22 protein-coding genes are annotated in these 24,333 nt (G+C 61.5%); 7 read left to right on the forward strand and 15 right to left on the reverse strand.

The features are described 5' to 3' along the window. Positions 1-15: 15 nt before the first annotated feature. Positions 16-921 carry a LysR family transcriptional regulator gene (locus tag AC1D3C_RS05750; RefSeq protein ID WP_477482187.1) on the reverse strand — a complete coding sequence of 302 codons (906 nt, stop codon included), beginning with the start codon at positions 919-921 and terminating at the stop codon, positions 16-18. A 56-nt stretch (positions 922-977) separates the two neighbouring features. Then, positions 978-2,303: an NAD(P)/FAD-dependent oxidoreductase gene (locus AC1D3C_RS05755; protein ID WP_477482188.1), complete on the reverse strand. Its 1,326-nt coding sequence runs from the start codon at positions 2,301-2,303 to the stop codon at positions 978-980. Between the two features lie 236 nt (positions 2,304-2,539). On the opposite strand from AC1D3C_RS05755, the gene AC1D3C_RS05760 reads away from it, so the two are divergent. Then, positions 2,540-3,016, forward strand: coding sequence for an Lrp/AsnC family transcriptional regulator (locus AC1D3C_RS05760; protein ID WP_040124996.1), 477 nt, complete (start codon positions 2,540-2,542; stop codon positions 3,014-3,016). Positions 3,017-3,075: 59 nt separating this feature from the next. On the opposite strand, the gene AC1D3C_RS05765 is transcribed toward AC1D3C_RS05760, so the two are convergent. The 7 genes from AC1D3C_RS05765 to AC1D3C_RS05795 form a co-directional block, all read right to left on the reverse strand. Continuing rightward, positions 3,076-4,734, reverse strand: a complete 1,659-nt coding sequence (locus tag AC1D3C_RS05765; protein ID WP_477482189.1) for an ABC transporter ATP-binding protein — start codon at positions 4,732-4,734, stop codon at positions 3,076-3,078. Beyond that, a complete protein-coding gene (locus AC1D3C_RS05770; protein WP_247033451.1) occupies positions 4,735-5,583 on the reverse strand; it encodes an ABC transporter permease in 849 nt (282 codons plus the stop codon). Next, positions 5,580-6,530, reverse strand: coding sequence for an ABC transporter permease (locus AC1D3C_RS05775; RefSeq protein ID WP_247033441.1), 951 nt, complete (start codon positions 6,528-6,530; stop codon positions 5,580-5,582). Before AC1D3C_RS05775 ends, AC1D3C_RS05770 begins: the two co-directional genes overlap by 4 nt. 123 nt (positions 6,531-6,653) lie before the next feature. Continuing rightward, positions 6,654-8,264 (reverse strand): ABC transporter substrate-binding protein, encoded by a 1,611-nt coding sequence (locus tag AC1D3C_RS05780; RefSeq protein WP_477482190.1) that lies wholly within the window; start codon positions 8,262-8,264, stop codon positions 6,654-6,656. Positions 8,265-8,342: 78 nt separating this feature from the next. After that, positions 8,343-9,059, reverse strand: coding sequence for an HAD-IA family hydrolase (locus AC1D3C_RS05785; protein ID WP_477482191.1), 717 nt, complete (start codon positions 9,057-9,059; stop codon positions 8,343-8,345). 235 nt (positions 9,060-9,294) lie between these two features. Then, positions 9,295-10,671, reverse strand: coding sequence for an aminotransferase class III-fold pyridoxal phosphate-dependent enzyme (locus AC1D3C_RS05790; RefSeq protein WP_477482192.1), 1,377 nt, complete (start codon positions 10,669-10,671; stop codon positions 9,295-9,297). A gap of 13 nt (positions 10,672-10,684) precedes the next feature. Continuing rightward, entirely contained in the window at positions 10,685-11,521 is an 837-nt protein-coding gene (locus tag AC1D3C_RS05795) for a GNAT family N-acetyltransferase (protein ID WP_040124984.1), read from the reverse strand. 326 nt (positions 11,522-11,847) lie between these two features. Here AC1D3C_RS05795 and AC1D3C_RS05800 point away from each other — a divergent pair, with 326 nt between their 5' ends. Continuing rightward, positions 11,848-12,516: a haloacid dehalogenase type II gene (locus AC1D3C_RS05800; RefSeq protein WP_477482193.1), complete on the forward strand. Its 669-nt coding sequence runs from the start codon at positions 11,848-11,850 to the stop codon at positions 12,514-12,516. Between the two features lie 15 nt (positions 12,517-12,531). Further along, complete coding sequence (locus AC1D3C_RS05805; protein ID WP_477482194.1) at positions 12,532-13,806, forward strand: NAD(P)/FAD-dependent oxidoreductase; 1,275 nt, start codon at positions 12,532-12,534, stop codon at positions 13,804-13,806. 90 nt (positions 13,807-13,896) lie between these two features. Here the strand turns inward: AC1D3C_RS05805 and AC1D3C_RS05810 are convergent, their stop codons facing one another. The 6 genes from AC1D3C_RS05810 to argE form a co-directional block, all read right to left on the reverse strand. Next, the gene (locus tag AC1D3C_RS05810; RefSeq protein ID WP_477482195.1) at positions 13,897-15,354 is read right to left on the reverse strand and encodes an NAD-dependent succinate-semialdehyde dehydrogenase; all 1,458 of its coding nucleotides are present in this window, start codon (positions 15,352-15,354) and stop codon (positions 13,897-13,899) included. Positions 15,355-15,377: 23 nt separating this feature from the next. Then, positions 15,378-16,418: a tartrate dehydrogenase gene (locus AC1D3C_RS05815; RefSeq protein WP_477482196.1), complete on the reverse strand. Its 1,041-nt coding sequence runs from the start codon at positions 16,416-16,418 to the stop codon at positions 15,378-15,380. Between the two features lie 11 nt (positions 16,419-16,429). Next, positions 16,430-17,893 carry an aldehyde dehydrogenase family protein gene (locus AC1D3C_RS05820; RefSeq protein ID WP_477482197.1) on the reverse strand — a complete coding sequence of 488 codons (1,464 nt, stop codon included), beginning with the start codon at positions 17,891-17,893 and terminating at the stop codon, positions 16,430-16,432. A gap of 160 nt (positions 17,894-18,053) precedes the next feature. Further along, positions 18,054-18,410 (reverse strand): cupin domain-containing protein, encoded by a 357-nt coding sequence (locus tag AC1D3C_RS05825; protein WP_041365006.1) that lies wholly within the window; start codon positions 18,408-18,410, stop codon positions 18,054-18,056. 24 nt (positions 18,411-18,434) lie between these two features. After that, the gene (locus tag AC1D3C_RS05830) at positions 18,435-19,358 is read right to left on the reverse strand and encodes a 2-hydroxyacid dehydrogenase (RefSeq protein WP_477482368.1); all 924 of its coding nucleotides are present in this window, start codon (positions 19,356-19,358) and stop codon (positions 18,435-18,437) included. Positions 19,359-19,377: 19 nt separating this feature from the next. Next, complete coding sequence (gene argE / locus AC1D3C_RS05835; RefSeq protein ID WP_477482198.1) at positions 19,378-20,511, reverse strand: acetylornithine deacetylase; 1,134 nt, start codon at positions 20,509-20,511, stop codon at positions 19,378-19,380. Positions 20,512-20,769: 258 nt separating this feature from the next. Here argE and AC1D3C_RS05840 point away from each other — a divergent pair, with 258 nt between their 5' ends. The 4 genes from AC1D3C_RS05840 to AC1D3C_RS05855 all read left to right on the forward strand — a co-directional run bounded on the left by AC1D3C_RS05840 (position 20,770) and on the right by AC1D3C_RS05855 (position 24,317). Then, on the forward strand, positions 20,770-21,669 hold the full coding sequence (locus AC1D3C_RS05840; RefSeq protein ID WP_477482369.1) for a GNAT family N-acetyltransferase: 900 nt from the start codon (positions 20,770-20,772) through the stop codon (positions 21,667-21,669). Between the two features lie 299 nt (positions 21,670-21,968). Beyond that, positions 21,969-22,448: a hypothetical protein gene (locus tag AC1D3C_RS05845; protein WP_477482199.1), complete on the forward strand. Its 480-nt coding sequence runs from the start codon at positions 21,969-21,971 to the stop codon at positions 22,446-22,448. A gap of 173 nt (positions 22,449-22,621) precedes the next feature. Further along, positions 22,622-23,623, forward strand: coding sequence for a hypothetical protein (locus AC1D3C_RS05850; RefSeq protein ID WP_477482200.1), 1,002 nt, complete (start codon positions 22,622-22,624; stop codon positions 23,621-23,623). A gap of 139 nt (positions 23,624-23,762) precedes the next feature. Beyond that, positions 23,763-24,317, forward strand: a complete 555-nt coding sequence (locus AC1D3C_RS05855; protein ID WP_477482201.1) for a DUF3299 domain-containing protein — start codon at positions 23,763-23,765, stop codon at positions 24,315-24,317. The last annotated feature ends 16 nt before the right edge of the window (positions 24,318-24,333 follow it).

The raw sequence follows: 24,333 nt of genomic DNA on the forward strand, positions 1-24,333 counted from the left end.
GCTGGGCCGAGATGCCTAAGATTCCAAACCACCGGCCTTCAGGACACTGGCACAGGCCTCCCGAAGATCGTCGCGCATGGCGAGATGGCTTCCCGTCAACGGGCGGTCTCGGCTGGTGAGCAAGGCGATCGGCACGGAAATCTTCTGCTGCAGCGGCCGAAGGACAAGCCCCGGAAACTGTTGCCATGGCAGGAGCCGATCGACGATTGCGACACCAAAGCCGTCGCGAACGAAGGGCAGGGCGGTAATCGAGATATCGATCTCGATCGCCGGGTTGAATATTTGCTTTTCCGCGGCCGCGGCGCTGATCAGAAGCCGGCCCGGCAGTGTGCCGGCCCGGTAGGAGATCAAAGTCTCGTTCTGTAGGTCAGCAAAACCGATCCGATCCAGTTTGGTCAGCCGATGGTGCTCAGGGACGATGCAGACAAGTTGCGTGTGCCCGAGTGTCTCCACGTCGATACCCGGACGGGCCGTGTTGTTCATCACGATTCCGAGCGGCGCGTCCCCGTCGCGGATCATGTCGACGACGTTGACCAGCGGGGCGATCAGCGAGCGCACGACGATATCAGGATGGGCCGCACGGAACGACAGAAGCGCTTTGGGTACGATCGACATCGCCGGCGGTGCTGACGCGGCGATCCGGATCAGCCCGGTGCGGCCGAAACGCATGTCCGTGGTGCGTCGGCGAAGGGCGCTGAGCTCGGAAAAAATCCGCTCGCATTCCGGATAAAGCTCCTCGGCTTCCCGGGTCGGAACCAGCTTTCCGCGCAGCCGGTTGAAAAGCTTGAAGCCTAGCTGGTCCTCGGCATGCAGCAGGATTTGGCTGAGCGCCGGCTGCGATATGTTGAGCATCGCCGCAGCACCGGTCACCGTCCCGGTCCGCATGAGCATGCAGAATACCTCGAGCTGGCGTGCCTGCATCCGGGTCACCGTGTCCTTTGGTTCGCGGGTTTCACTCTAGTCCATAGGCCCCAAGATCAGAAATCCGCCACCTTGCCCCAGGCGGACGTTTGAAAACGTTTGGGATGATAGGGTAGCGGATTGACGATCGGGGTGGCGGCGGTGACGATGTCGGCGATCAGGTGGCCGGCGCCGGGTCCGATACCAAAACCGTGGCCGCTGAACCCTGCCGCCAGGATGAAACCCGGAACGCTCGCGACTTCGCCGATCGCCGGAACCCCGTCCGGCGTCGAATCGATATAACCGGCCCAGCTCGCAGTGATGCGGCGCCCGCCGATCGCCGGCAGCAATTCGACGGCGCGCTCATATGTCAGCTTGATCGTGCTCGCGTCGACGGCCGGATCGAGGATGCGCATATGCTCCATCGGCGTCGGTCGGTCGAGCTGCCAGCGGGCCATGCCTTCGTGGCCGCTGCGCAGACCTTCGAGGCCGCCGGGCGACAGGCTGCGCCAGCGGCGCATGAACATCGGCAGGAACTGTGCCGCGAAACGCATGGTCTGGGCCGTCAGGTCGATCCGTCCACGCCCGCTGATGGCGAGCGTGTGACCACCGTCACCCCGGCGGGTTACCGAGACGCGGGCGGTATGGAGCGCGTCCGGCAGGTTTCCCTCACCGGGACCGACGGAGAGAATGGAGGAGCGGATCGAGGCTTGCGGGAAACGAATGCCGAGCTGGCGGCAGAAGGACGACGCCCAGGCGCCGCCAGCCAGGATGGCGACCTTGGTTCGGATCGTGCCGTGTTCGGTTACGACAGCCGAAAGCTTGCCGCCTTCCGTCTCGATGCCGCGCGCTGCGCAATTCTGGAGCACTGTCCCGCCCAGCTTCACGATCGCGCGGGCAACCGCCGGGGCGGCATTGGCGGGATCCGCCGTCCCGTCCGTCGGGGAGAACACGCCGCCCTTCCAGGTGCGGCCTGTCGCCTTGCCGCGCTCGGTTGCCTCGGCACTGTCGAGCATGTGGGTGGTGACGCCCACCGTGCGGGCGAAATCCCGCCAGCGGGCCCAGCCTGCCAGTTCTTCCTCGTTGTCGCTGAGATAGAGGAGGCCGCAGCGCCGGAAGCCGGTCTCCTCGCCGGTCTCGGCGGCGAAGCGTTCCCACAGGTCGAGGCTTTTGGTCGCCATTGGAAGTTCGCGCGCATCGCGGTTCTGCTGCCGGCACCAGCCCCAATTGCGGCTCGATTGTTCGGCGCCGATCCGCCCCTTTTCGATGAGCGCCACCTTCAGGCCGCGTCTGGCGAGATAATAAGCCGTGAAGACGCCGACGATACCGGCACCGATCACGACAGCGTCGGCGGAACGCGGCAATCCGGCATCGGTTTCGACGAGCGTGAGCGGTGCTGGCATGATATTCAATCTCCTGGGCGCAACCGGATCGATGCCTCAGCATAATGGCGCAGCCCGCATCGCGGTTACCGCACACAGCCTTCGAACAGCACAAGATTCCGCCCGTAACCGATGATGCAATTTATTGTGCTGGCCGTCCCTGCGCAGAATGAAATAGACAAGAGAAGCCATAGTGTTAAAGTCGATCTCGAACTTTCGCGGCATAAAATGCTGCCGGCCTTGGGAGATGTCCACACGTGAAGCTCGATCGTATCGACATCAAGATCCTCTATGAGCTGCAGAAGAACGGCCGCATCACCAATGTCGAGCTTGCCGAACTGGTCAATCTTTCACCCAGCCCCTGCCTGATGCGCGTCAAAAAGCTTCAGCAGGAAGGTTATATCCAGGGTTATTCGGCCCAGATCAATATCGGCAAGCTTGGCCAGACCCTGACGGTCTTCACCGAGGTCACGCTCAAAAACCATCGCCAGATCGACTTCGCGCGTTTTCTCGCAGCCGTGGAAAAAGTCGACCAGGTGATCGAATGCCACCTGGTGTCGGGGGGATACGACTATATGCTCAAGTTCGTCACCGCCGGTATCGGCGAATATCAGACCATCATGGAACGGCTGACCGATATGGATATCGGCATCGACAAATATTTCAGCTTCGTTGTCCTGAAGTCGCCGATCGTCAAAGCGCATATGCCGCTTACCAGCCTGTTTCTGGTATAGCCGCGGCATGCTCCCAGCCAATAATTATTATCCGCGGAAATGAGACGGCAATTGCCGCCTCAGCCGTGCACATAGGTTTTGACGAGCTCGGGATCACGCTCCAGACGATCGAGCCAGCCCGGATCGAGCTTCGGCACGGACGAGAACAGCAGTTTCGAATAGGGGTGCTGCGGGACCTTCGAGATCGCAGGCGTGATTGCCTCGACCTTGCGGCCGTTATACATCACGACGATCTCGTCGCAGATCGCTTCGACAACCGACAGATCGTGGCTGATGAAGATGTAAGAGAGGGAAAGCTCCCGCTGCATTTCCTTCAGGAGATCGATGACAGCCGCAGCAACGACGGTGTCGAGGGCGGAGGTGATCTCGTCGCAGACGATCAGTTTCGGCTCGGCGGCGAGCGCTCGGGCAAAATTGACGCGCTGTTTCTGACCGCCGGAAAGCTCGGCGGGGGTTCGGCTGCGAAGCGTCTTCGGCAGGCGGACCATGTCGAGAAGCGCGTCGATCCGGGCATCCCGAACCTTGCCTTTCATGCCGTGGTAGAATTTCAGCGGCCGCCCGAGAATTTCCTCGACCGTCTTTGCCGGATTGAGCGAGGTGTCCGCATGCTGGAAGACGATCTGCAGCTCGCGCAATTGCTCCCGGCTTCTCTGACCGACGGAGCGGGCAAGTTCGCGCCCGTCGAGGGTCAGTTGGCCGGCTGATGCGGGGAGGATACCGGCAATCGAGCGTGCAAGCGTCGACTTTCCGCAGCCGGATTCACCGATGATGCCGAGATTGCGGCCTCGTTCCAGGGAAAGGTTTGCCTCCTGCACGGCCTTGACGAGCGGCAGACCGTCGGCCTGGACCGGACCGTATCCGGCAATCAGGCCATTGACCTTCAGGAGCGGCGTGTGTTCCGGGGCTGCAACAACGGCACTTTCGCCGCGAGACTTTGGTTCAAAGGCCGACAGCAGCTCGCGTGTATAAGGATGCTTGGCATCGGACAGGATGTCGGYGGTATTGCCGACTTCCTGCACATCGCCGCCCCGCAGCACGACGATGCGGTCGGCAATCTGTGCGACGACCGCGAGATCGTGGGATACATAGACGCCGGCGATGCCGCTTTTCTTCATCACGGCCTTGAAGGCCCGCAACACCTCGATCTGGGTTGTCACGTCGAGCGCGGTGGTCGGCTCGTCGAATATGACGAGCTTCGGATCGGCGATAAGCGCCATCGCGGCGGCAAGACGCTGCAACTGGCCACCGGAAACCTGATGCGGGTAACGGTTGCCGATCTCCTCGGGATTGGGCAGCGAAAGCGCCCGAAACAGGGAAATTGCCTTCTCTCTGGCCTGCGCTAGCGGCATCAGCCGATGGATGCGCGTCACTTCGACGACTTGGTCGATGATGCGCTTCGACGGGTTGAATGCGGCCGCGGCGGACTGCGGCACATAGGAGACCTCGAGGCCACGCACATGTGCGCGCTGCCGCTCGCTTAGCGTCATCATATCCTTGCCGGCCACCGTGACGCTGCCGCTCGAGATCCGACAGCCGGGGCGGGCATAACCCATGATCGTCAGCGCGATCGTCGTCTTGCCCGATCCGCTTTCACCGATCAGGGCGACGATTTCGCCGGGCGCGACATCGAGGTCGACGCCTTTGATAATCTCGATGCGGCGGCCCGCATCGGTCGTTGCCTCTACCCTCAGATCGCGGATTTCAACGAGATTTTCCATTCACGCGCTCCGATCGCGAATCTTCTTGGGCAGATTGTCGATCAGCAGGTTGACGCTGATGGTGAGGCTCGCAATCGCCAGCGAGGGAACGATGACGGCCGGCGCCCCGAATGGCAGGCCACCGATATTCTCGTGAACCAGCGCTCCCCAATCCGCATAAGGCGGCTGGACGCCGAGGCCGAGGAAGGAAAGCCCGGAGAGAAGGAGGACGATGAACACGAAGCGGATGCCGAAATCGGCGAGCAGCGGCCCCGTGATGTTCGGCAGGATCTCCGAAAAGACGACGTAAGGAATGCCCTCGCCACGGGTTCGGGCAACCGTGATATAGTCCATCGTATTGACGTTTACGGCAAGCGACCGGGCAAACCGATAGGCGCCGGGCGTGTAGATCACGGCGAGCATGATGATCAGCACGGGAAGCGACGACCCGACGGCGGCAGCGACGACCAGACCGGAAAGCTTGCTTGGAATTGAGTTGAGCGCGTCGAGCAACCGGCTCAGCAGCGTATCGAACCAGCCACCAATGACGGCAGCCGCCATGCCGAGCGCGGCACCACTGAAACACGCGAGACAGACGGCGGCAAGCGAGATGCCGACCGTGTAGCGGGCGCCCATGATGATGCGCGAGAACATGTCCCGGCCCAGATAGTCGGAGCCGAGAAGCAGTTTGCTGCTGATCGGGCCGAAATAGTCGTCGTCGATGATCTCGCCGACGGGATACGGAATGATATGGGGCGCGAGAAGGGCGATAACCGCCCAGAAGAGAATGATCGTAAAGCCGATCATCCCAACCCAGCTGAAACGATAACTTACTCTGCGGCCCAGTGTCGTGGACGTCGTCATGGTCAGCGCACCCTCGGATTGGCAAGGATTGCAACAATGTCGGCGAATGTGATGAGTGCGAGGTAGCCGACGCAGAAAATGATGGCGCAGGATTGAATGAGCGGGAGATCCCGGGTGGAGACGCCATCGACCATCAGCTTCGCGACGCCGGGATAGTTGAAGATCGTCTCGACGATGATGACGCCGCCGACCAGGTAGGAGAGCGAAAGCGCAATCGCATTGGCGATCGGGCCGACCGCGTTCGGCAGTGCGTGTAGCAGGACTGCACGCCAGCGTGACGCGCCCTTGAGGATCGCGGCCTCCACATAGGGGGTGTTGATCGTATCGATGACGGCGGCGCGGGTCATGCGGATCATCTGGGCCGAGACGACGAAGGTGAGCGTGAAGACCGGCATGGCGTAGATCTTCAGCACCTGCCAGAAGGATGTGACGTCGCTGGTGAAAGACAGCGCCGGCAGCCATTTGAGATAGACGGAGAACAGAAGTACGGCCGAGGTCGCAATCATGAACTCGGGCACCGAGATGATGCCGATGGTCAGGACTGTGACGATGCGGTCGTAGACCGAGCCGCGAAACATCGCGGCGGTGATGCCAAGCGTCAGCGACAGGGGAACCGCAAAAAGAGTGACGATGCCGGCAAGGCGCATCGTGTTGACGAACCGCGCCCCAATCAGTTGTGCGACCGGTAAATTGTTGACATAGGAGGTCCCCAGATCCCCCTGCAGCAGGCCGATGAGCCATCGCCCGAAACGGAGGAAGGCAGGTTCGTCGAGATGCATTGCGGCCCTGAGACCGGCAACGGCTTCCGGCGTCGCAGCCTGACCGAGCAGGATCGTGGCGGTATCGCCCGGAAGCATTGCCGTTGCGAAAAAGACCGCGAAGGACACGATCAGCAGCGTCAGGGCGGAACTGCCGAGACGGTTCGTGATGAGTCCAAGGACATAGGTGCGCAATAGGGTTTCCTTGCCTGAAAAGTTCGAGATAGCCGGCACCATCCGTGGACGAACCAGGGACAGTACTATCAGGCGCAACCGCGGCGGCAGAAGAAGCTTCCCCCTGCCGCCAAGGGTCAAGCCTCAGGCGTCAAGCCAGACGTATTCGGCAAAGGCGTAACCCATCATGCCGCCGAGCGGGTTGGCTTCAAGCCCCTTCAATTTCCCCGAGATCGCATCCACGTTCGAAATGTAGACCGGGATGACCGTACCGGCTTCCTCGGAAATCATCACCTGCATCTGGCCGTAGATTTCCTTGCGCTTGGCCTCGTCGAGAAGACCGCGCGCTTCGACGAGCATATTATCGAATTTCTCCGATTTGTACTGGCTTTCATTCCACGGTGCATTGGAGGCGTAGAGAAGCGAAAACAGGATGTCCGGGGTCGGCCGCGGATTGATGTTGCCGAAGTGAACCGGTGCCTTCAGCCAGTAATTCGACCAGTAGCCGTCGGACGGAACGCGCTGAACGTCGAACTTCATGCCGATCTCCGAGGCCGACTGCTGGACGATCGTCGCCATTTCCACCCCCGCGGTCGGCGCTTCCGACGTGATCATCGGGATGGACTGGCCAAGCAGGCCGGCCTTCTGGAAATGGAACTTCGCCTTGTCCGGATCATAGGCTTTCGGTTTCAGTTCCGCATTGTGATAGACGCTGGCCGGGGAGACCGGCTGGTCGTTTGCGATTTCGGCAAGGCCGCGCAAGACGGATTTCTGAATCTGCTGCCGGTTGATCAGATATTTCATGCCGGCCGCGAAATCGGCCTTGTCGCCGGGGGCGAGATCGAGACGGATGTTGAGGTCGGTATAATTGCCCGAGGTCGTCTGCGACAGCACGAAGCCGGGCTGGCTTTCCACCAGCTTCATCGAGCGCGGCTTGATCGACGCAGCCAGATGGATGTCTCCCGAAAGCAGAGCGTTGACGCGTGCGTTGTCGTCGCTGATGGCAAAGAACTCGAACGAATCGACGTGGGCGCCGCCTGCCTTGAAGTAGTTGGGGTTCTTGGTGAAGATCGATTTCACCCCCGGCTGGAAGGTTTCCATCTTGAACGCGCCGGTACCGATGCCCTTCGAAAAGTCGGTCGTGCCGTCCTGCACGATCATGAAATGGTGCTGCGACAGGATGGTCGGCAAGTCGGCATTCGGGTTGGCCAGGGTAATCTCGACCGTCAGCGGATCGACGTCCTTGACGTCGGTGATCTGCTTGGCGATCGCGTTGACCTTGGAGCCGACGGCAGGATCGAGATGCCGCTTCAGCGAGAAGACGACGTCTTTCGACGACAGCGACTTGCCGTCGTGGAAGGTGACGCCGGAGCGAAGCTTGACGGTCCAGACCTTGGCGTCTCCACTCTTGATGCTTTCGGCGAGTTCCATCTGAACGCTGCCAGCCTTATCAAGGAAGGTCAGGCGATTGTAGATTGCGCAGCAGCGGACATAGTCGGTCGACAACGATGCCTTGGCTGGGTCAAGTGTATCGGCGGTCGACGACGACCAGCCTGCCGCCTTCAAATGCCCGCCTGACTTCGGGGCGGCCGCCACCGCGCTGGAAGCCCGGCCGAGGGTCAAGCCACCTGCGGAAAGTGCGACGCCACCCGCCAACAGCGTCGTCAGCAGTTCGCGGCGGCTTGCGCCCCGGCGGATGGCGTTCTCGATCATTGCGTCGTCGGACGTGGTCCAGTTCGTGATCTTGTCGTTCATGTCATTCCCCTTTTCGCTGGTTGGCGGGCAACCCATCTTCCGTGGTTTGGCCCGATGCTTGAAAAATCGTGAATTCCGTCAGTTGCCGTGCGCGGTCCTCACGGCTTCGGCCAATCCGGCCATGGACGTGAAATGATAGTCGGGTTCGGTGAACTGCGACGGTTCGATCGTGCCGCCGTAGCCAGGCTGCGCATGTCGACGCTGGATCCAGCAATTCGTCATCCCAAGATCGCGGGAAACGCCAATGTCGTGATACTGGCTCTGGGCGACATGCAGGATGTCGCTCTTGTCGCCCCCATCCTTGGCAACGAAGTCGAACACCTTGTGGAAGAAGGCCGGATCGGGCTTTTCCGTACCGGTGTCGTCGGCGGTGAAAGCGGCATAAAATGGATTGCCGAGCGCTGCTGCGAAATAGTCGAAAGCCCAGCGGCGCGCATTGGTCATGGCGATCAGGCGATAACGCCGGCCAAGCTGTGCCATCGCTGCGGCACTGTCGGGGAAAGCCTTCCAGATCTTGGCGGAATCCCGCAGGCGAATGCCATAGGCCTCCTCAGCCGGCAGTCCGAGCCTCGGCGCAATCGCAAGATAGACGCGCACCAAATCATCGGGGAAAAGATCGGCATCTCCGGAATACCGGGCGGCGCGATAGAGAGAAAGCGCCTCTTCGCTGTCGATGGCGACATTGGCTTCGGCGGCGATGTCCTGCAGGCAAGACGTCAGACCGCCCTCGAAATCGATGAGCGTCCCGACCACGTCGAAGGTCATGTACTTGAATTCCGGAAGAGCTTTCGTCAATTCCATATCCCCAGTTGATGCTGCTGGCATAAACGCCACCTGCGAAAGAATATGCTGTTCCCGGCCTAGACGTTCTTCTATCGAAAATGCTGGATTTTCGGGGGCCTGAGGCCCTCATTGACTGCAATAGTGACAGTTCGGTGGAACGGTTTTCGCCGAATCGGCAGGGCAGCTCGGCACAAAATTTCGAAATCGAGCTGCCGACGATATTTCAGCCGGCAGCCCCAAGGCCGGGTCAGCCCTTCACCGCGCGGCGGACATCGGGATCTTCCAGGGTCTGATCCAGTGTCTTTGCGGTGCGTTCGATAATCGCGTCGATATCCGCCTCCGTGCAGCAGAGCGGCGGCGCATATCCGATGACGCCGTTGGCGAAGGCCCGGATTACCAGGCCATTGTCCCAGGCGCGGTCGAATACCCGGCGGGCCGGCGCGGCTTCGGCCGGAAGAGGCGTCTTGGCTGCCTTATCGGTCACCAGCTCGATGGCCGCCAGCATGCCGCGACCCCGGACATCGCCGACCAGCGGGTGGGACTTGAGGCTTTCGAGACCTGCCATAAGCCGGGCACCGGCCTTGATCCCATTCTCGAGCAGCCCGCCTTCGTAGAGCCTCAGCACTTCCAGACCCACGGCGGCGCTGACAGGATGGGCCGAATAAGTGTAACCATGCCCGACCGCCGAGGCACCGGCGCCATCGGCGATCACCTGGTAGACATGATCCGCCATGAGCACGGCGCCCATTGGAACATAACCCGAGGTCAGGCCCTTGGCCGTCGTCATGAAATCGGGGACGATGTCATCCTCGCTGCAGGCAAACAGCGGCCCGGTGCGCCCGAAGCCGGTAATCACCTCGTCGGCGACGAACAGGATGCCGTATTCCTTGCAGAGGTTGCGGATCGCCTTCATCCAGCCCCTGGGCGGGACGATGACGCCGCCGGAGCCCTGGATCGGCTCTGCATAGAAGGCCGCCACGCGATCGGCGCCGACTGCCTCGATCTTCGCTTTCAGCGCAGCAAGCGACGCTTCGAGGATCGATTTCGGATCCTCGCCGACCGGGTTGCGATAGGGATAAGGCGACGGGATCTTGTGCTGCCAGTCGAAGGGAATGCCGAAGCCGGCATGGAAGTTCGGCAGCGCCGTCAGGCCGGCGCCAACCGTGGAGGAACCGTGATAACCCTGTTCGATCGAAATGAACTGATCGCGCTGTGGCTGACCCTTGGCAATCCAGTAATAACGGATGAAGCGGATCGTGCTGTCGACGGCGTCCGAGCCGCCGAGCGTGAAGTAGACATGATCGAGATCGCCCGGCGCACGGTCGGCAAGCTCGGCGGCAAGCCGGATGGCCGGCTCGGAACCGAGGCCGAAATAGGCCGTCGCATAGGGAAGCTCCCGCATCTGACGGGCCGCGGCCTCGACGATCGATTCATGCCCGTAACCGGCATTGACGCACCAGAGGCCGGCAAAGCCGTCGATCAGCTGGTGCCCTTGCGCGTCGGTGACGGTCGCGCCCTTGCCCGAGGCGAGCACCCGCACGCCCTGCTTTTCATGGCCGCGATAAGACGCGACGGGGTGGACGAGATGGGCGCGATCGAGTTCGATGAGGGAATTGCTGAGCATGGTTGTCTCCGGATCAGCCGAGGGCTTGGTTGGCCAGGGCAAAGGTGGTGAATGTCGAGGTAGCGGGACGGGCCACGACCGGGCGTGCCATTGCGATGCCGCCGCCCGCATGGGCGAGCGAATGCTCGGCCAGCCACGCGGCGAGGCCGGCATCGCCGGTATCGACCCTGAGGAAGGCACCGGTCCGGCGGCTCATGAAATGGCTGACGAGCGCCTTGGCATCCTCGAGATCCGTCGCGACGACGGGTCCGATGACCTCGCCGCGACCGAACGCCCTGATGCAGGCAAACCCTGCGATCTTGCCATTGCGGCGGATCACGGCGAACTCGCCGATTTCGGCAAATTTTGCGATCAGCGCCGAACGGGCGACGCCAAAGGCGTCGCGATCGATGGCGGTAATCTCGGCGAGATCGGCAGCCATGGCGGTCTCGGTGTCGGTGGGCGCCGGCACTTCGCCGACGGTGCCCTGATGCTGGAAAACCGCGCCGGTCTTCCGGAAACCCAGCTTTTCATAAAGCGGCAAGCCATCGGAGGTGGCGATCAGCCGAAGCGGCCGCTCGCCACCAAGTCTGAGGACGGCGTCCATCAAGCGTCGTCCGACGCCACGGCCACGCAGGTTGGCGCCGACGATTACCATGTTGATGGTGGCGCAGTCATCGCCGTAGGGGGTCATCAATGCCGTGCCGACTACTTCGCCGGTCTCGTCCAACGCGACCATGCCCTCGCTCAGATGCAGGGCGACCTGCCAGTCCTGCAGGCGGTGCGGCCAGCCGGCTTCGCGCGAAAGGTGGATGGCGCGATCCAGGTGCTCGATGCCGAAAGGTATGGTTTCGATGTCCCCGACGGGCATGGACGATGCTCTCCGTTTTGAGCTTCGAGTTTCGAGGGGAAGGGGCCGGACGATTATCCGAAGGCGGGGCCGGCGGCGGTATCTTTCGCCAAACCGGCGGCTCGGGACCGCATCTTATGCCGCGCGTCCGCAATCATGGTCGAAAAAAGCCTGGTCGTCGGCCGCCACGCCGGCCACGATCTGCAACCAAATGCCAAACCGGCGCCACGATACGAAACTTTCTGCTTCGGATAGGGGGAAATCAGTCGGCTCGGCTGCCCGAAGCGGCTTTATGATCATGTCGTCAACCGAAAGGCTCGATGGGCCATTACGCAAGGACCAAGCGCATGACGACGTTCCGCCCGAAATACATCACCTTCGACTGCTACGGCACGCTGACCAACTTCCAGATGGCCGAAGCTGCGCGTGACCTCTATGGTGATCGTCTCGACGAGCCGCGCATGGTGAAGTTCATCAAGAATTTCGCAGCCTATCGGTTGGACGAGATCCTGGGCGACTGGAAACCTTATGCGGACGTCGTCCACAACTCGCTGGAACGCAGCTGCAAGGCAAACGGTGTCGCCTTCAAGGATGAAGACGCCAGGATGGTCTATGAACGCGTCGCGACATGGGGTCCCCATGCGGATGTTCCTGCCGGTCTTGCCAAGGTCGCCAAAGAAATCCCGCTCGTCATCCTCTCGAACGCGATGAACGACCAGATCCACTCAAACGTCGCAAAGCTCGGCGCGCCGTTCCACGCCGTCTATACGGCGGAACAGGCAAACGCCTACAAGCCGCGCTTTCAAGCCTTCGAGTACATGTTCGATATGCTCGGCTGCGGCCCGGAAGACATTCTTCACTGCTCCTCGTCCTTCCGTTACGACCTGATGTCGGCACATGACCTCGGCATCAAGAACAAGGTCTGGGTCAACCGTGGTCACGAGCCGGCCAACCCCTTCTATGGCTATGTGGAAATCTCCGACATTTCCGGCCTGCCGGGCGTGGTCGGTCTCTAAGGAAGGCCGAAGCCGATGAAATATGTCTCCTACTGGCATGATACGGCGCCCCGTTTTACGGGCGCCGTGGAAGGGCCGATCGAAGGTCACTACGACGTTGCCGTGGTCGGCGGCGGCTTTACCGGGCTCGGCGCGGCGCGTCAGCTCGCCATGGCCGGCGCGAAGGTTATCGTGCTGGAGGCGGAGACGGTCGGCTTCGGAGCGTCCGGCCGTAACGGCGGCCACCTGAACAACGGCCTTGCCCACAGCTATCTCTCGGCCAAGCAGGAGCTCGGCAAGGAGCGCGCGATGGCGCTCTACAAGGCCCTCGACGCCTCGATCGATACGCTGGAAGCGATCATCGCCGAGGAAGGCATCGACTGCAACTTCCGCCGCGCCGGCAAACTGAAGCTTGCTTCCAAGCCGAAGCATTTCGAAGGGCTCGCCAGGAATTTCGAGGCGGTTCACGCGGAGGTCGATCCGGATACGGCATTGCTGTCGCCCCAAGACCTCGCCCAAGAGATCGGTTCACCTTTCCACGGCGCGATGTTGTCGAAGAAGAGCGCCATGATGCATATGGGACGCTACGTCGTCGGCCTCGCCGAAGCGGCAAAAAGGCGCGGCGCAATCATCGTCGAGAAGGCGACGGTTACCGATGTTTCGAAATCGGGCGGCCGACATCTGCTGAAGACTGCCCAAGGCTCCGTCACGGCCGACAATGTCCTGATGGCAAGCGGCGCCTACACGATACCGAATTTCGGTTATTTCCGCCGGCGGATCATGGCCGTCGGCAGTTTCATCATCGCCACCCGGCCGCTGACGGAGCAGGAAGTCGCCGCGACGATGCCGGGCAACCGCACCTGCGTCAACAGCATGAATATCGGCAATTACTGGCGCCTTTCACCGGACAATCGGCTGATCTTCGGCGGTCGTGCTCGATTTTCGGCGACCTCCGACCAGCGTTCCGATGCCAGGAGCGGCGCAATTCTTCGCGATAGCCTGACCCGTATCTTTCCGCAGCTTTCCCATGTCGAGATCGACTATTGCTGGGGCGGTCTGGTGGACATCACCAAGGATCGTTACCCGCGGGCGGGCTTCCATGACGGGCTGTGGTACGCGATGGGTTATTCCGGCCATGGTGCGCAGCTGGCAACCCATCTCGGCACGACGATCGCCGACGCGATCCTCGGCCGGCCGGACAGAAACCCCGTCAAGGGGCTAGACTGGCCGGCAGTTCCGGGTCATTTCGGCAAGCCGTGGTTCCTGCCGCTGGTCGGGCTTTATTACAAGATGCTCGACAAGGTCCAGTAACGGAACTCTTGCCATCGCCGAGAACAAAAAAGGTGGGTTGCGATTGCAACCCACCTTTTTTGGATAAGCGTTCCAAGTGCGGAAACAGGCTCAGGTGAGCCCGCCGATATGGAAAGTCTTCACTTCCAGATATTCCTCGATCCCGAGCTGCGAACCCTCGCGCCCCAGGCCCGACTGCTTGACGCCGCCGAACGGGGCGACCTCGGTCGAAATCAGGCCGGTATTCAGCCCGACCATCCCGAATTCCAGCGCCTCGCCGACCCGCCAAGCCCGCTTGAGGCTTTCCGTATAGAAATAGGCGGCGAGCCCGAAGGGCGTGCCGTTGGCAATGGCGAGCGCTTCTTCCTCGGTCTCGAAACGGAAGAGCGGCGCGACCGGGCCGAACGTCTCTTCGCTGGCAAGCTGCATGTCGGTGGTGGCTCCGGTCAGCACGATCGGAGCCGTGTATTGGCCACCCGCCGGCAGATCGGCCTTGGCCGTGACGATTGTCGCGCCTTTGGCGAGCGCATCCTCGACATGGCGGTTGATCTTGGCGATTGCGGCATCGTTGATCATCGGGCCGATCGAAACACCCGGCTCGGTTCCGGGGCCGACCTTCATGGCATTCACCCGGGCGGTGAGCTTCTCGGCGAAGCGATCGTAAATGCCTGCCTGCACGAGAATGCGGTTGGCGCAGACGCAGGTCTGGCCGCCATTGCGGAATTTCGAAATGATTGCCCCTTCGATGGCAAGGTCGATATCCGCATCGTCGAAGACGATGAAGGGAGCATTCCCGCCGAGTTCCAGCGACAGCCGCTTGATACTGTCGGCCGCGCCGCGCATCAGCAGCGAACCGACCGGCGTGGAGCCGGTAAACGAGATTTTCCGCACGGCAGTGTTGGCCATGATCTCGTTGCCGATTTCCTTCGGCATGCCGGTGACGATGTTGACGACGCCTGCCGGGATGCCGGCCATTTCCGCGAGAACGCCGAGCGCAAGTGCCGAATAAGGGGTGAATTCCGAAGGTTTCACCACGACGGTACAGCCCGCGGCGAGCGCCGGCGCGATCTTGCGGGTGATCATCGCGTTCGGAAAATTCCAGGGCGTGATGATGCCACAGACGCCGACCGGCTCCTTCAGGACGATGATGCGGCGGTCTGGCGTCGGCGAAGGAATGGTCTGACCGCCGATGTGGCGCGCCTCTTCCGCAAACCACTTGACGAAGGAGGCGCCGTAACGGATTTCACCGCGCGCCTCGTCGAGCGGTTTGCCCTGTTCGGTGGTCAGCATCAGCGCCAGATCCTCGAGATGTTCGATCATCAGGCCGTACCAGGTTTCAAGTAAGGCGGCGCGCTCTGCATGGGTACGCTTCTTCCAGGCCGGGTAGGCCTTCTCGGCAGCCTCGATCGCCGCACGTGTCTCGTCGCCGCCCATGTCGGGAACGGTGCCGATCACCTCCTGGCTCGCCGGATCGAAGACGTCGACGGTCTTGCCGGAGCGGGCGCCAACCCAGGTGCCGCCGATCAGACCTTCTTGCCGAAACAGGGAGGGGAGCTTCAAATTTCGCATATGTCCAATCCTCGATACGATGTTCAGAGTGCGGTGAGCAGCGCCGCAGTGATGATGTCCGTCCGGTCCTTGCCAGGAACCGTGCCGATGCCGTTTTCCGTGACCGCTTCGATCGCCGTCATGACGGCGGTCGCCGCATCCTTTTCGCCCAGATGATCGAGCATCATTGCGCCGGACCAGACCGTGGCGATCGGGTTGGCGATCCCGAGATGGGCGATGTCGGGCGCCGAGCCATGCACCGGTTCGAACATCGAAGGCGCATTGCGCTCGGGGTTGATATTGGCCGAGGCGGCAAAACCGAGGCCGCCCTGAATGGCAGCACCGAGATCGGTCAGGATATCGCCGAACAGGTTGGAAGCGACCACGACGTCGAGCGTTTCCGGGGCCATCACCATGCGCGCCGCCATGGCGTCGATGTGATAGCTGGTGACCTCGACGTCAGGATATTCCGCTGAAAGCTGCCGGGTGACGTCGTCCCAGAACACCATCGAATATTTCTGGGCGTTCGACTTGGTCACCGAGGCCAGCTTGCCGCGCCGCGATCGGGCCTGTTCGAAGGCAAAACGCAGGATGCGCTCAACGCCCTTGCGGGTAAAGATCGACGTCTCGACGGCAACTTCATCCGCCGTGCCCTGATGGATACGGCCGCCTGCGCCGGAATATTCGCCCTCGGTGTTCTCGCGGATGCAGAGAATGTCGAAGGAGGTCGTTTTCAGCGGTCCTTCGACACCGGCCAGCAGGCGGTGAGGGCGGATGTTGGCATACTGCACGAAACTCTTGCGGATTGGCAGCAGCAGGCCATGCAGCGACACCGAATCCGGCACTTCTGCCGGCCAGCCGACGGCACCAAGCAGGATCGCGTTAAAGCTGCGCAACGTTTCGATCCCGTCTGCCGGCATCATTGCGCCGGTTTGCTTGTAGAAGGCGCAGGACCAGGGAAATTCCGTGCCCTCAAGCGCAAAGCCGCGCCCGTTGGCAGCCTTCTGCAGCACCGACCATGCGGCCGCTGTCATGTCGCGGCCGATGCCGTCGCCTGGGATCAGGGCAATCCTGTGTGATTTCATGTTCTTCGTCCTTAAAGACCGATCAAGACGCTCTTGCTCTTGCGGTTGGCGTGGAAAGCTTCCCGGCCGAGATCCTTGCCGATGCCGGACTGCTTGTAACCGCCGGTCGGCAGGATGTGGTCGCGCGAGCGGCCGTAGCGGTTGACCCAGATGGTACCGGCCTGCAGCCGGCGGGTAAGGCGGATCGCCCGCGAAAGGTCGCTGGTAAACAGGCCGGCGGCAAGCCCGTAGCTTGGATGATCGGCAAGCATCATGGCTTCTTCCTCATCCTCGAACGTCTGCAGCGTCAGAACAGGCCCGAAGATCTCCTCGATCACTGCCGGCGACGTCTGGTCGACGCCGGTGAGCAGGGTCGGGGAATAGAAATATCCGGGAGCGTCCATGGGGCGGCCACCCGTCAGGCATTCCGCCCCGGCTGCAACGGAGGCTGCGACAATGTCGCCAATGCGCTGGCGCTGCCTGTCGGAGATGATCGGCGAATACTGGCTCGCCGCATCCCAGGTGGGGCCGGGCACGATCCCTTTCATTTTCTTCAAGATTGCCTCGATCAGCGGCGCGGCGACGCTTTTTTCGACGATCAGGCGCGATCCGGCGACACATGCCTGGCCGGCATTGCTGGTGATGCTGGTGGTAACCGCCGCCGCGGCACGGTCGATATCGGCATCCGCGAAAACCAGCTGCGGGCTCTTGCCGCCGAGTTCCAGCGTCATCGGCTTGATGCCGGTGCGGGCGATGTTTTCCATGATCGCCGAGCCGGCGCGGGTGGAGCCTGTAAAGCTTATCTTGGCGATATCGGGATGGCCGGTGATGGCGTTGCCGGTAGTCATGCCGTCGCCGAGCACGATGTTGATCAACCCGGCCGGTATGCCGGCACGCACGGCGAGTTCCGCCAGGCGGATAGTCGAGAACGGCGTCATCTCGGACGGCTTCAGCACGACGGCATTGCCGGCGGCAAGCGCCGGACCGAGTTTCCATGCGGCCATGTTGATCGGGAAGTTCCAGGGCGTGATGGCGCCAACGACGCCATAGGGTTCGGTCATGATCATGCCGAGATTGCCATCGTCGGTCGGCACCAGGTCGCCGCCTTCCTTGTCGGCGAATTCGGCGAAGAAGCGGATCTGTTCGGCCGAGACGGCGATGTCACCCTCGACCAAGTGGCCGACCGGACGAGTGGAGGAGACGGCTTCCAGCCTTGCAAGCGCCACGGCGTCCTGTTCGATGAGATCGGCCCAGCGATGCAGCACCTTCACACGCTCGCGCGGGCGGATGCCGCCCCAATTGCTTTGCTTCAGAGCCGCCTTCGCCGTCTGCACCGCCTGGTCGACGAGATCCGCATCGGCGACGGGGCAATCGGCATAAGCCTTGCCGTCGGACGGTCGGTGCATTGCAATGACGCCTTCGGCCGCCACGAGGCGATCGCCGATGAAATGTCCCATCGGCGGGGCCAGGCTGTCGGGATCGAAACTCAGGCTCATCGGCTTATCTCCGGTCACTGGACGACAATATTACCGGATCGGTGGAACGGCTTGATCCGGTAGAGCGAAAGGCCGCAGCGGAAAAATCCGTTTTGGCGGTCAATCACGGCGTATTCTGCGGAGCGGACCGGAAGCGGTGGCTGCGCCGCGGCCGCACCTATCAAGGGGTGACGGTGACGTAGACCTTGCGGACGGTCTCGATGGTTTTCCAGACGCCGATAAAACCCGGCTTCATGACGAAACTGTCGCCCGCCTTGTAGACAACGGGCTGGCCGCCTTCGGGGGTGAGTTCGACGACGCCGGACAGGATGTGGCAGAATTCGAAAGTCTGGCCCTTGATCGAATGTGTGACGCCGGGCGTCGCTTCCCAGACGCCGGTATGCACCAGTTCGCCATGGGCTACGTCCTGCGCCCAGGTCTTGAACTGCGGATCGCCGGAGATCAGTCGGTCCGGTGCGGGAACGTTTTCGCGCGGTGCAAAGGACGGCTGAGGCTCGATGGTCTTGAGAAGCGACATGGGATTCCTTTCGAAGTTGAAGATTCAGTAGCCGCGCTGCCGATCGATCAAGCCAACCGGGTCGAGCCCGGCGCGAAGCCGCTTGATATTGTCGATGACAGCGCGTGCGGCGGTATGCGGCTGGGTGATGCTGGCAATATGCGGGGTCAGCAGGATGCGTGGGTGATGCCAGAGGGGATGGCCAGCCGGCAGAGGTTCCGGGTCGGTGACGTCGATTACGGCGCCGGATAGGTGCCCGCTGTCGAGTGCCGCGAGAAGCGCGTCCTGATCGAGCTGCGGACCACGTCCGACATGAACCAGTCCGGCGCCCGCCGGCAACCTAGCGAAAAGTTCCGCGTCGAGAAAACCGCGGGTCTTGTCGGTCAGCGGCAGCAGGCAGATCAGCACATCGGTCTCGGCAACCATGGTCGTCAGTCCATCCTCGCCGGAGAAACACCTGACACCTTCAATCTCTCGCGCGGACCGACTCCAGCCGGACAAGGGAAAGCCGAAGGGTTTCAGCCGCTCAAGCACGGCCTGACCGAGATTGCCAAGCCCCAGGACGCCGATACGGCGCTCTCCGGCCTGAGCCTGCGGCAGGACCTTCCAGACCTCCGCCTGCTGCTGTGCCAGATAGGCCGGCAGGTTGCGGTGGAGCGACAGGACGCCGAGGACCACATATTCCTGCATCATCCGCACGATGCCTTGTTCGACCATGCGCACGATCTTCACGTGGTCGGGCACGCTGGCGGTTCGGAACTGGTCGATACCGGCGCCGGTCGAAAACAGCACTTCGAGATTGCGGTAGCGCGCCAGATTTTCCGGCACTGTCCAGGTCATGAGATAGCGCACCCGTTCGGGATCCACCGTCGCCGGATCCATGGAGAAGGGCAGGTCCGGGATTTCCCGAGCAAAGGCATCCTGGAAAATCCGGCCGCGGGCCGCATCGGAATTGAAGAGGAATGTCATGGTCGCGATACGTTCCTGCTCATTGGAGTTCTGCACGGCAATGCCGGCCAAGCGCCTCAATCATGGCCTGGCAGTCGTCGAGTTCGCTCGCCAGAATGAATTCATTGGGTTTATGGGCGCGGGCAATGTCGCCAGGCCCGCAGATGATCGCATCCACGCCGGCGCGCTGGTAGAGACCTGCCTCCGTCCCGTAGCTGACCGCCGCCAGCGGCTCGATCCCCGCCAGATCTTGCAAAAGACCGGCGAGGGGCGAGGTTGGCGCCAGCAGCAGCGCCGGATAGGCGCTGAGAACCTGCCAGTCGACATCGAAGCCTTTCATCGCCAAGGCTTCGGCAACCGCCCGCACCGGGGCAAGCAGCGCTTCGGGATCTACCGAAGAGATGGCGCGGGCCTCCAGTTCAAGGCTGCAGATTTCTGGAATGATGTTGACCGCCTGACCGCCACGGATCGTGCCGATCGACAGAGAGGAATAGGGTGGCTCAAATTCTGCCTCGAACGGTCCCCGGGAAAGATCGACGGCCGCGGCAACCGCAGCCTGCTGCACGTCCGTCATGGCATGGATCGCGTTGAGGCCGAGATCCGGCCTGGAGGAGTGGCCCGAACGGCCCTTGAGCGTTACCCGGGCTGCCGCCTTTCCCTTGTGAGCCAGGATGGCCCGCATTCCGCTCGGCTCCCCGATGATCGCACCCAGCGGCGGGGCACACAGGTCCTGCAACCGGGCAAGAAGATGCGGCACGCCCCGACAACCGGCTTCCTCGTCGTAGGAAAAGGCAAGGTGGACCGGGCGGGAAAGCGGACTTGCGAGAAGCGCGGGCACGGCTGCCAGAGCGGCCGACAAAAAACTCTTCATATCGCTTGTTCCGCGTCCGTAGAGCCGGCCTTTCTCGTTCCTCAACGAAAAGGGATCGCTGCCCCAACCGGCCTCGGCGGCCGGAACCACGTCCATATGTCCGGACAGGATGTAGCCCGGCTGGTCGGCAGGACCGATCGTGGCAAAAAGATTGGCCCGGTCACCTTCAGGCCCCGGCAGGATATGCGCGGCGATCCCGAAGGATCTGAGATAGTCCGCAATCCATTCGACGATATTGCCGTTGGGCGTGCCGACGACCGAGGGAAAGCCGACCAGCTTCTCCAGGATGTCCAAAGCTCGCATCGACTGTTCCCGCCTTCCAAAGCCATGACCTCGTGGCCGCCACACCTTGCTTTCGCAGAGCATGCGAACCAATCCTGGCAGGCAAGGTTAGAGGCAGGAGAAACCAATGGCTGCCGAAAGTGGACGCGATACGGTCAAATCTTGTGTTCGGCTTCGCTTCAGCAGTGAAATGTTTCGCGGGATCTCGACTAACGTGACCTCCGGGATATCCGATCGGTGCGACCCGCAGGAGGATATTTCAACTCGGCTGGAAGAATGATGGATAGCGAATTACCAGGAACCTTGATTGTCGATAATTTCGAGATGCGCCTTGCCGACGTCTCGAATGTCGAAATCTCCAAGCTGCAGTCATTGTCAATTTCGGTGGGCTGGCCCCACCGTGCAGCTGACTGGCAGCATCTGCTCGACATCGGGAAAGGGTATGTCGCGCTTGACGAGATCGGCCGCGTGGGAGCCTCAGGCATGTGGTTTCCTCATGGCGAGGGTTTTGCCACGTTCGGGATGCTGATTACCTCGCCGAGGCTGCAGACCAACGGGGCGGCCAGGTGGCTGATGAAACGGATCATGGCAGACTGTGGCCGCAACCGTATTCGTCTTAACTCGACGCGGGAAGCTCGGCGGCTTTATGCTTCGCTGGGGTTCAAGCCAAAGCAGACGGTTTATCAGTGCCAGGGTACGGTGATCGCGCCGATACCGCCTCAGCCGCTGGAGGAAGGACTCGTTTTGAGACGGCTGGACCGCGGCGATCTGGAGGCGGTCATCACCTTCGATACTCCGGCCTTCGGGACTGAACGCCGCCTGCATCTCCAGCGATTGTTCGAGAGTTCGATCTGCTACGGTCTATACCAAGGCGCGCGGCTGCGTGCCTTTTCGATGCGTCGGCGCTTCGGACGAGGACATGTTGTCGGGCCGGTGGTCGCCGGCAACGACGAGGACGCCATCACCGTCACCTACCCGCATATCGCCGCCCATGCCGACGGGTTCCTGCGCCTCGATACGCATATCGACACTGGCCCGTTTGCAGCACTCGTCCAGCAGTGCGGGCTCGGTATCTACGCTACCCTCACGACGATGGTGACTGAAGGGACAGCCGGCTATGGTACCGGACAAAATGACAGCCCGAAAGTCTATGCCCTGGCCTCGCATTCGCTCGGGTGAGACTTCTTCTGATATCAGGTATCAAGTTGTGCGCTGCCAACACTATGTCGGATAGGCGGCCCGCAGCGGTCGGCTTAAAAAGGACTTGGTCAATGACATTCAAATTGGCTCCTGGGATCCGGTAGAGAGTTTTCGGCGGGCAGGCGTGAAAGCCCGACGCCGGCCTCTTGCGGAGTGCATTGTCCCGGTCGATGCCGCTGGCTGCAGGTGGCAGCACTCGCAACAAAATCAAACAAAACCAAACACACGCTTGCACCGGCAAAGGCTAGATTTTCTCATCTCCGCATGAGGAATTCGCCATGTCTATCGAGACCATTCGCCCGAAGAAAATTCTTGTGTTTCTGCCCCCGGCTGCGGCCAACGCGATCGTCGCGAAACTGGCGAGCCATGGGCATGACGCCGTGGCGGTGTCGACGCTTCCGGAGGCTTTTATTGCACTCCGTTCGGATCATTATTCCTTCGCCATAACGACCCGACCTGAGATCGATCTCCTGCGCAATATCCGCTCTATACCAGTGGTCAATCTCGAGGTTTTCTTCCACACGGAGCCTTCCGGCGATGGTCCGCTGGTAACGTCAAAACGGTTCGACAGCAACGCATTCATGAAACGGATCGAGTTTCTTGTTCAGCCCATGGCGACAAGAGTTGAACCCGCAGGCGCCGAGCGGGCAACGAACGAAGCGGTGCGAGAACCGAAGACGCCCCGATGGTGGAGCGCCGTAAAGTCCATGTTGGGGTTGCCGCGCCGGCGAGAAGGATTGAAGGATGTTCGATCCTAAGAGGCTTCCAATGGTCCTGGCAGAAAACCAGGCGATGCTGACGACCATGTTCTTCAGCGACCCGATGGGAAGCGACTATTCGCAGATCGTTGCGACGAGGCTGGAGGTCCGCTGTTAAATCTTCCTCAACCATGATGGCCGACCTTCACAAATGTCATTCCCGGAGAGTGTTCGTGAACCCGAAGCTCATACTTCTCAAATATCTTGGATTTTTATCCGCTGTCGCCTGTCTATCCGCGCCTTCCGCATCCTTCGCCTCCGAAGGCGCGTCCCGGCTCCCGAATTGGCTGAACGCCCATGTCGGCGCCGGAAACGGCCAGATCGCGCCGATGGTGCTGGAAAGGGCACGTGCGCTTTATCAGGAAAAGCTGTCGCAAGGTAAGATCAGGAACGCCTGCTACTTCGCCATGGACGCTACGCGGCCGAACGACCTGACCGAAGGGCCTGCAGGGGGGCGGTTCTACATCATCTGTGAGGCTGAGCAGTCCTTTCGCGTAATTTCGTCGGGGCACGGCGGGGGCCGCAACCTGCTGGGCGTCGCAAACTTCACCAATGGACGGCAGTGCGCGAAGAACTTCGGCAATGCCCTCAACTCCAATCTGACCGCAGGCGGGGCCTATCTGACCAGCGAGATCAAGGCCTCCTTCAAGGGCTACTACAGCGTTTCCCCGAAGCAAGAGACGGTCCTGACCAGGTCGTTCGTGCAGTTCGACGGCGTCGGAGAAACTGCGAACGCCAGGCAGCGCGCGATAGGCGGACATGCCTCCGCACTCGTCTCCGGCATCTGCATGATGAAGAAGCCGGATAGTCCATACGCCAACCGCGACGGATATGTTCCCCGTGGCAAGCTGGTGACCTATGCGGGCGGCCGCAGTGATGGCTGCACCAGCTGGTCGCCATCGGAGACGCCCCAGGTGCTGTCGATGGTCAAGGACAATCCGACGACCCTCTACGTCTATCCGGAGTCAAAAGACATCGCGGCTGTCTCCAAGGCACTGGCGACGGGCAAGGCACCGGAGAAATCAGGACTTTACTGGAACGCCACGTGCCTGCAGGAGATCGGCGCGCCGAAGTTCTGGGCGAAGGAGACGCTGGAGCCGATCATCACCAAATACACCCAGGATCATCCTGCACCGCCGCCACGGCCGGTTCCGATATGTGAAGGCTTCCTTTGAGGTTCGACTGGACTGACCACACGAAAACTCTGACCTCGCGCCTTCAACCTTGGCTTTGACCCAAGTGGATAAATAGGGCTAACATCCACGTCAGCAGTGGCCTCTCTCTTGCGAGAGCGCTGCGCTCATGGAGATGCAGATGAGGCGCGCGCTTTTCCTCCTGAAACTGACGACGATCCTGATCGGGATGACCTATTCGGCGTCCGGCGCCTATGCAGGTCCCCAGTCGGTTCTTTGGAGCGCCTTGCGGCCTGCGGATCAATCGAGATTAGATGTCGCGTTACCAGGCATGGCGTCCAGTCGCTCCCAGGGCGAAACACTCGCGTGGCGTGACGAAAGCCGTGCAGTAGAGCTGACCGGGTTCATCCTGCCCGTCGATCAGGACGGCGACCTCGTCTACGAGTTCATGCTGGTGCCCTGGGCCGGCGCCTGCAGTCATAGTGCGGCTCCACCGCCGAACCAATTGGTCCATGTCGTAGCAGACGAGCCATTCCATCTTTCGAGGGTGTACGAGGTGGTCACCGTGACGGGGAACCTGCGACCCGGCCTGGACAAAGCCCAGCTCTTCATCATGGACGGTGTGCGCGCCCTCGACTACGGCTACAGCATGAGCCATGCTGAGGTCGCGAGAGCGACCGATATCGCGGATCCCGACCTGAAGTCGGTTTCACCGTTCGGCGTGCTTGCGCGATGAGCGTTCGATCAGCAGC

It is taken from the genome of Neorhizobium sp. P1_A6, from assembly GCF_056406795.1.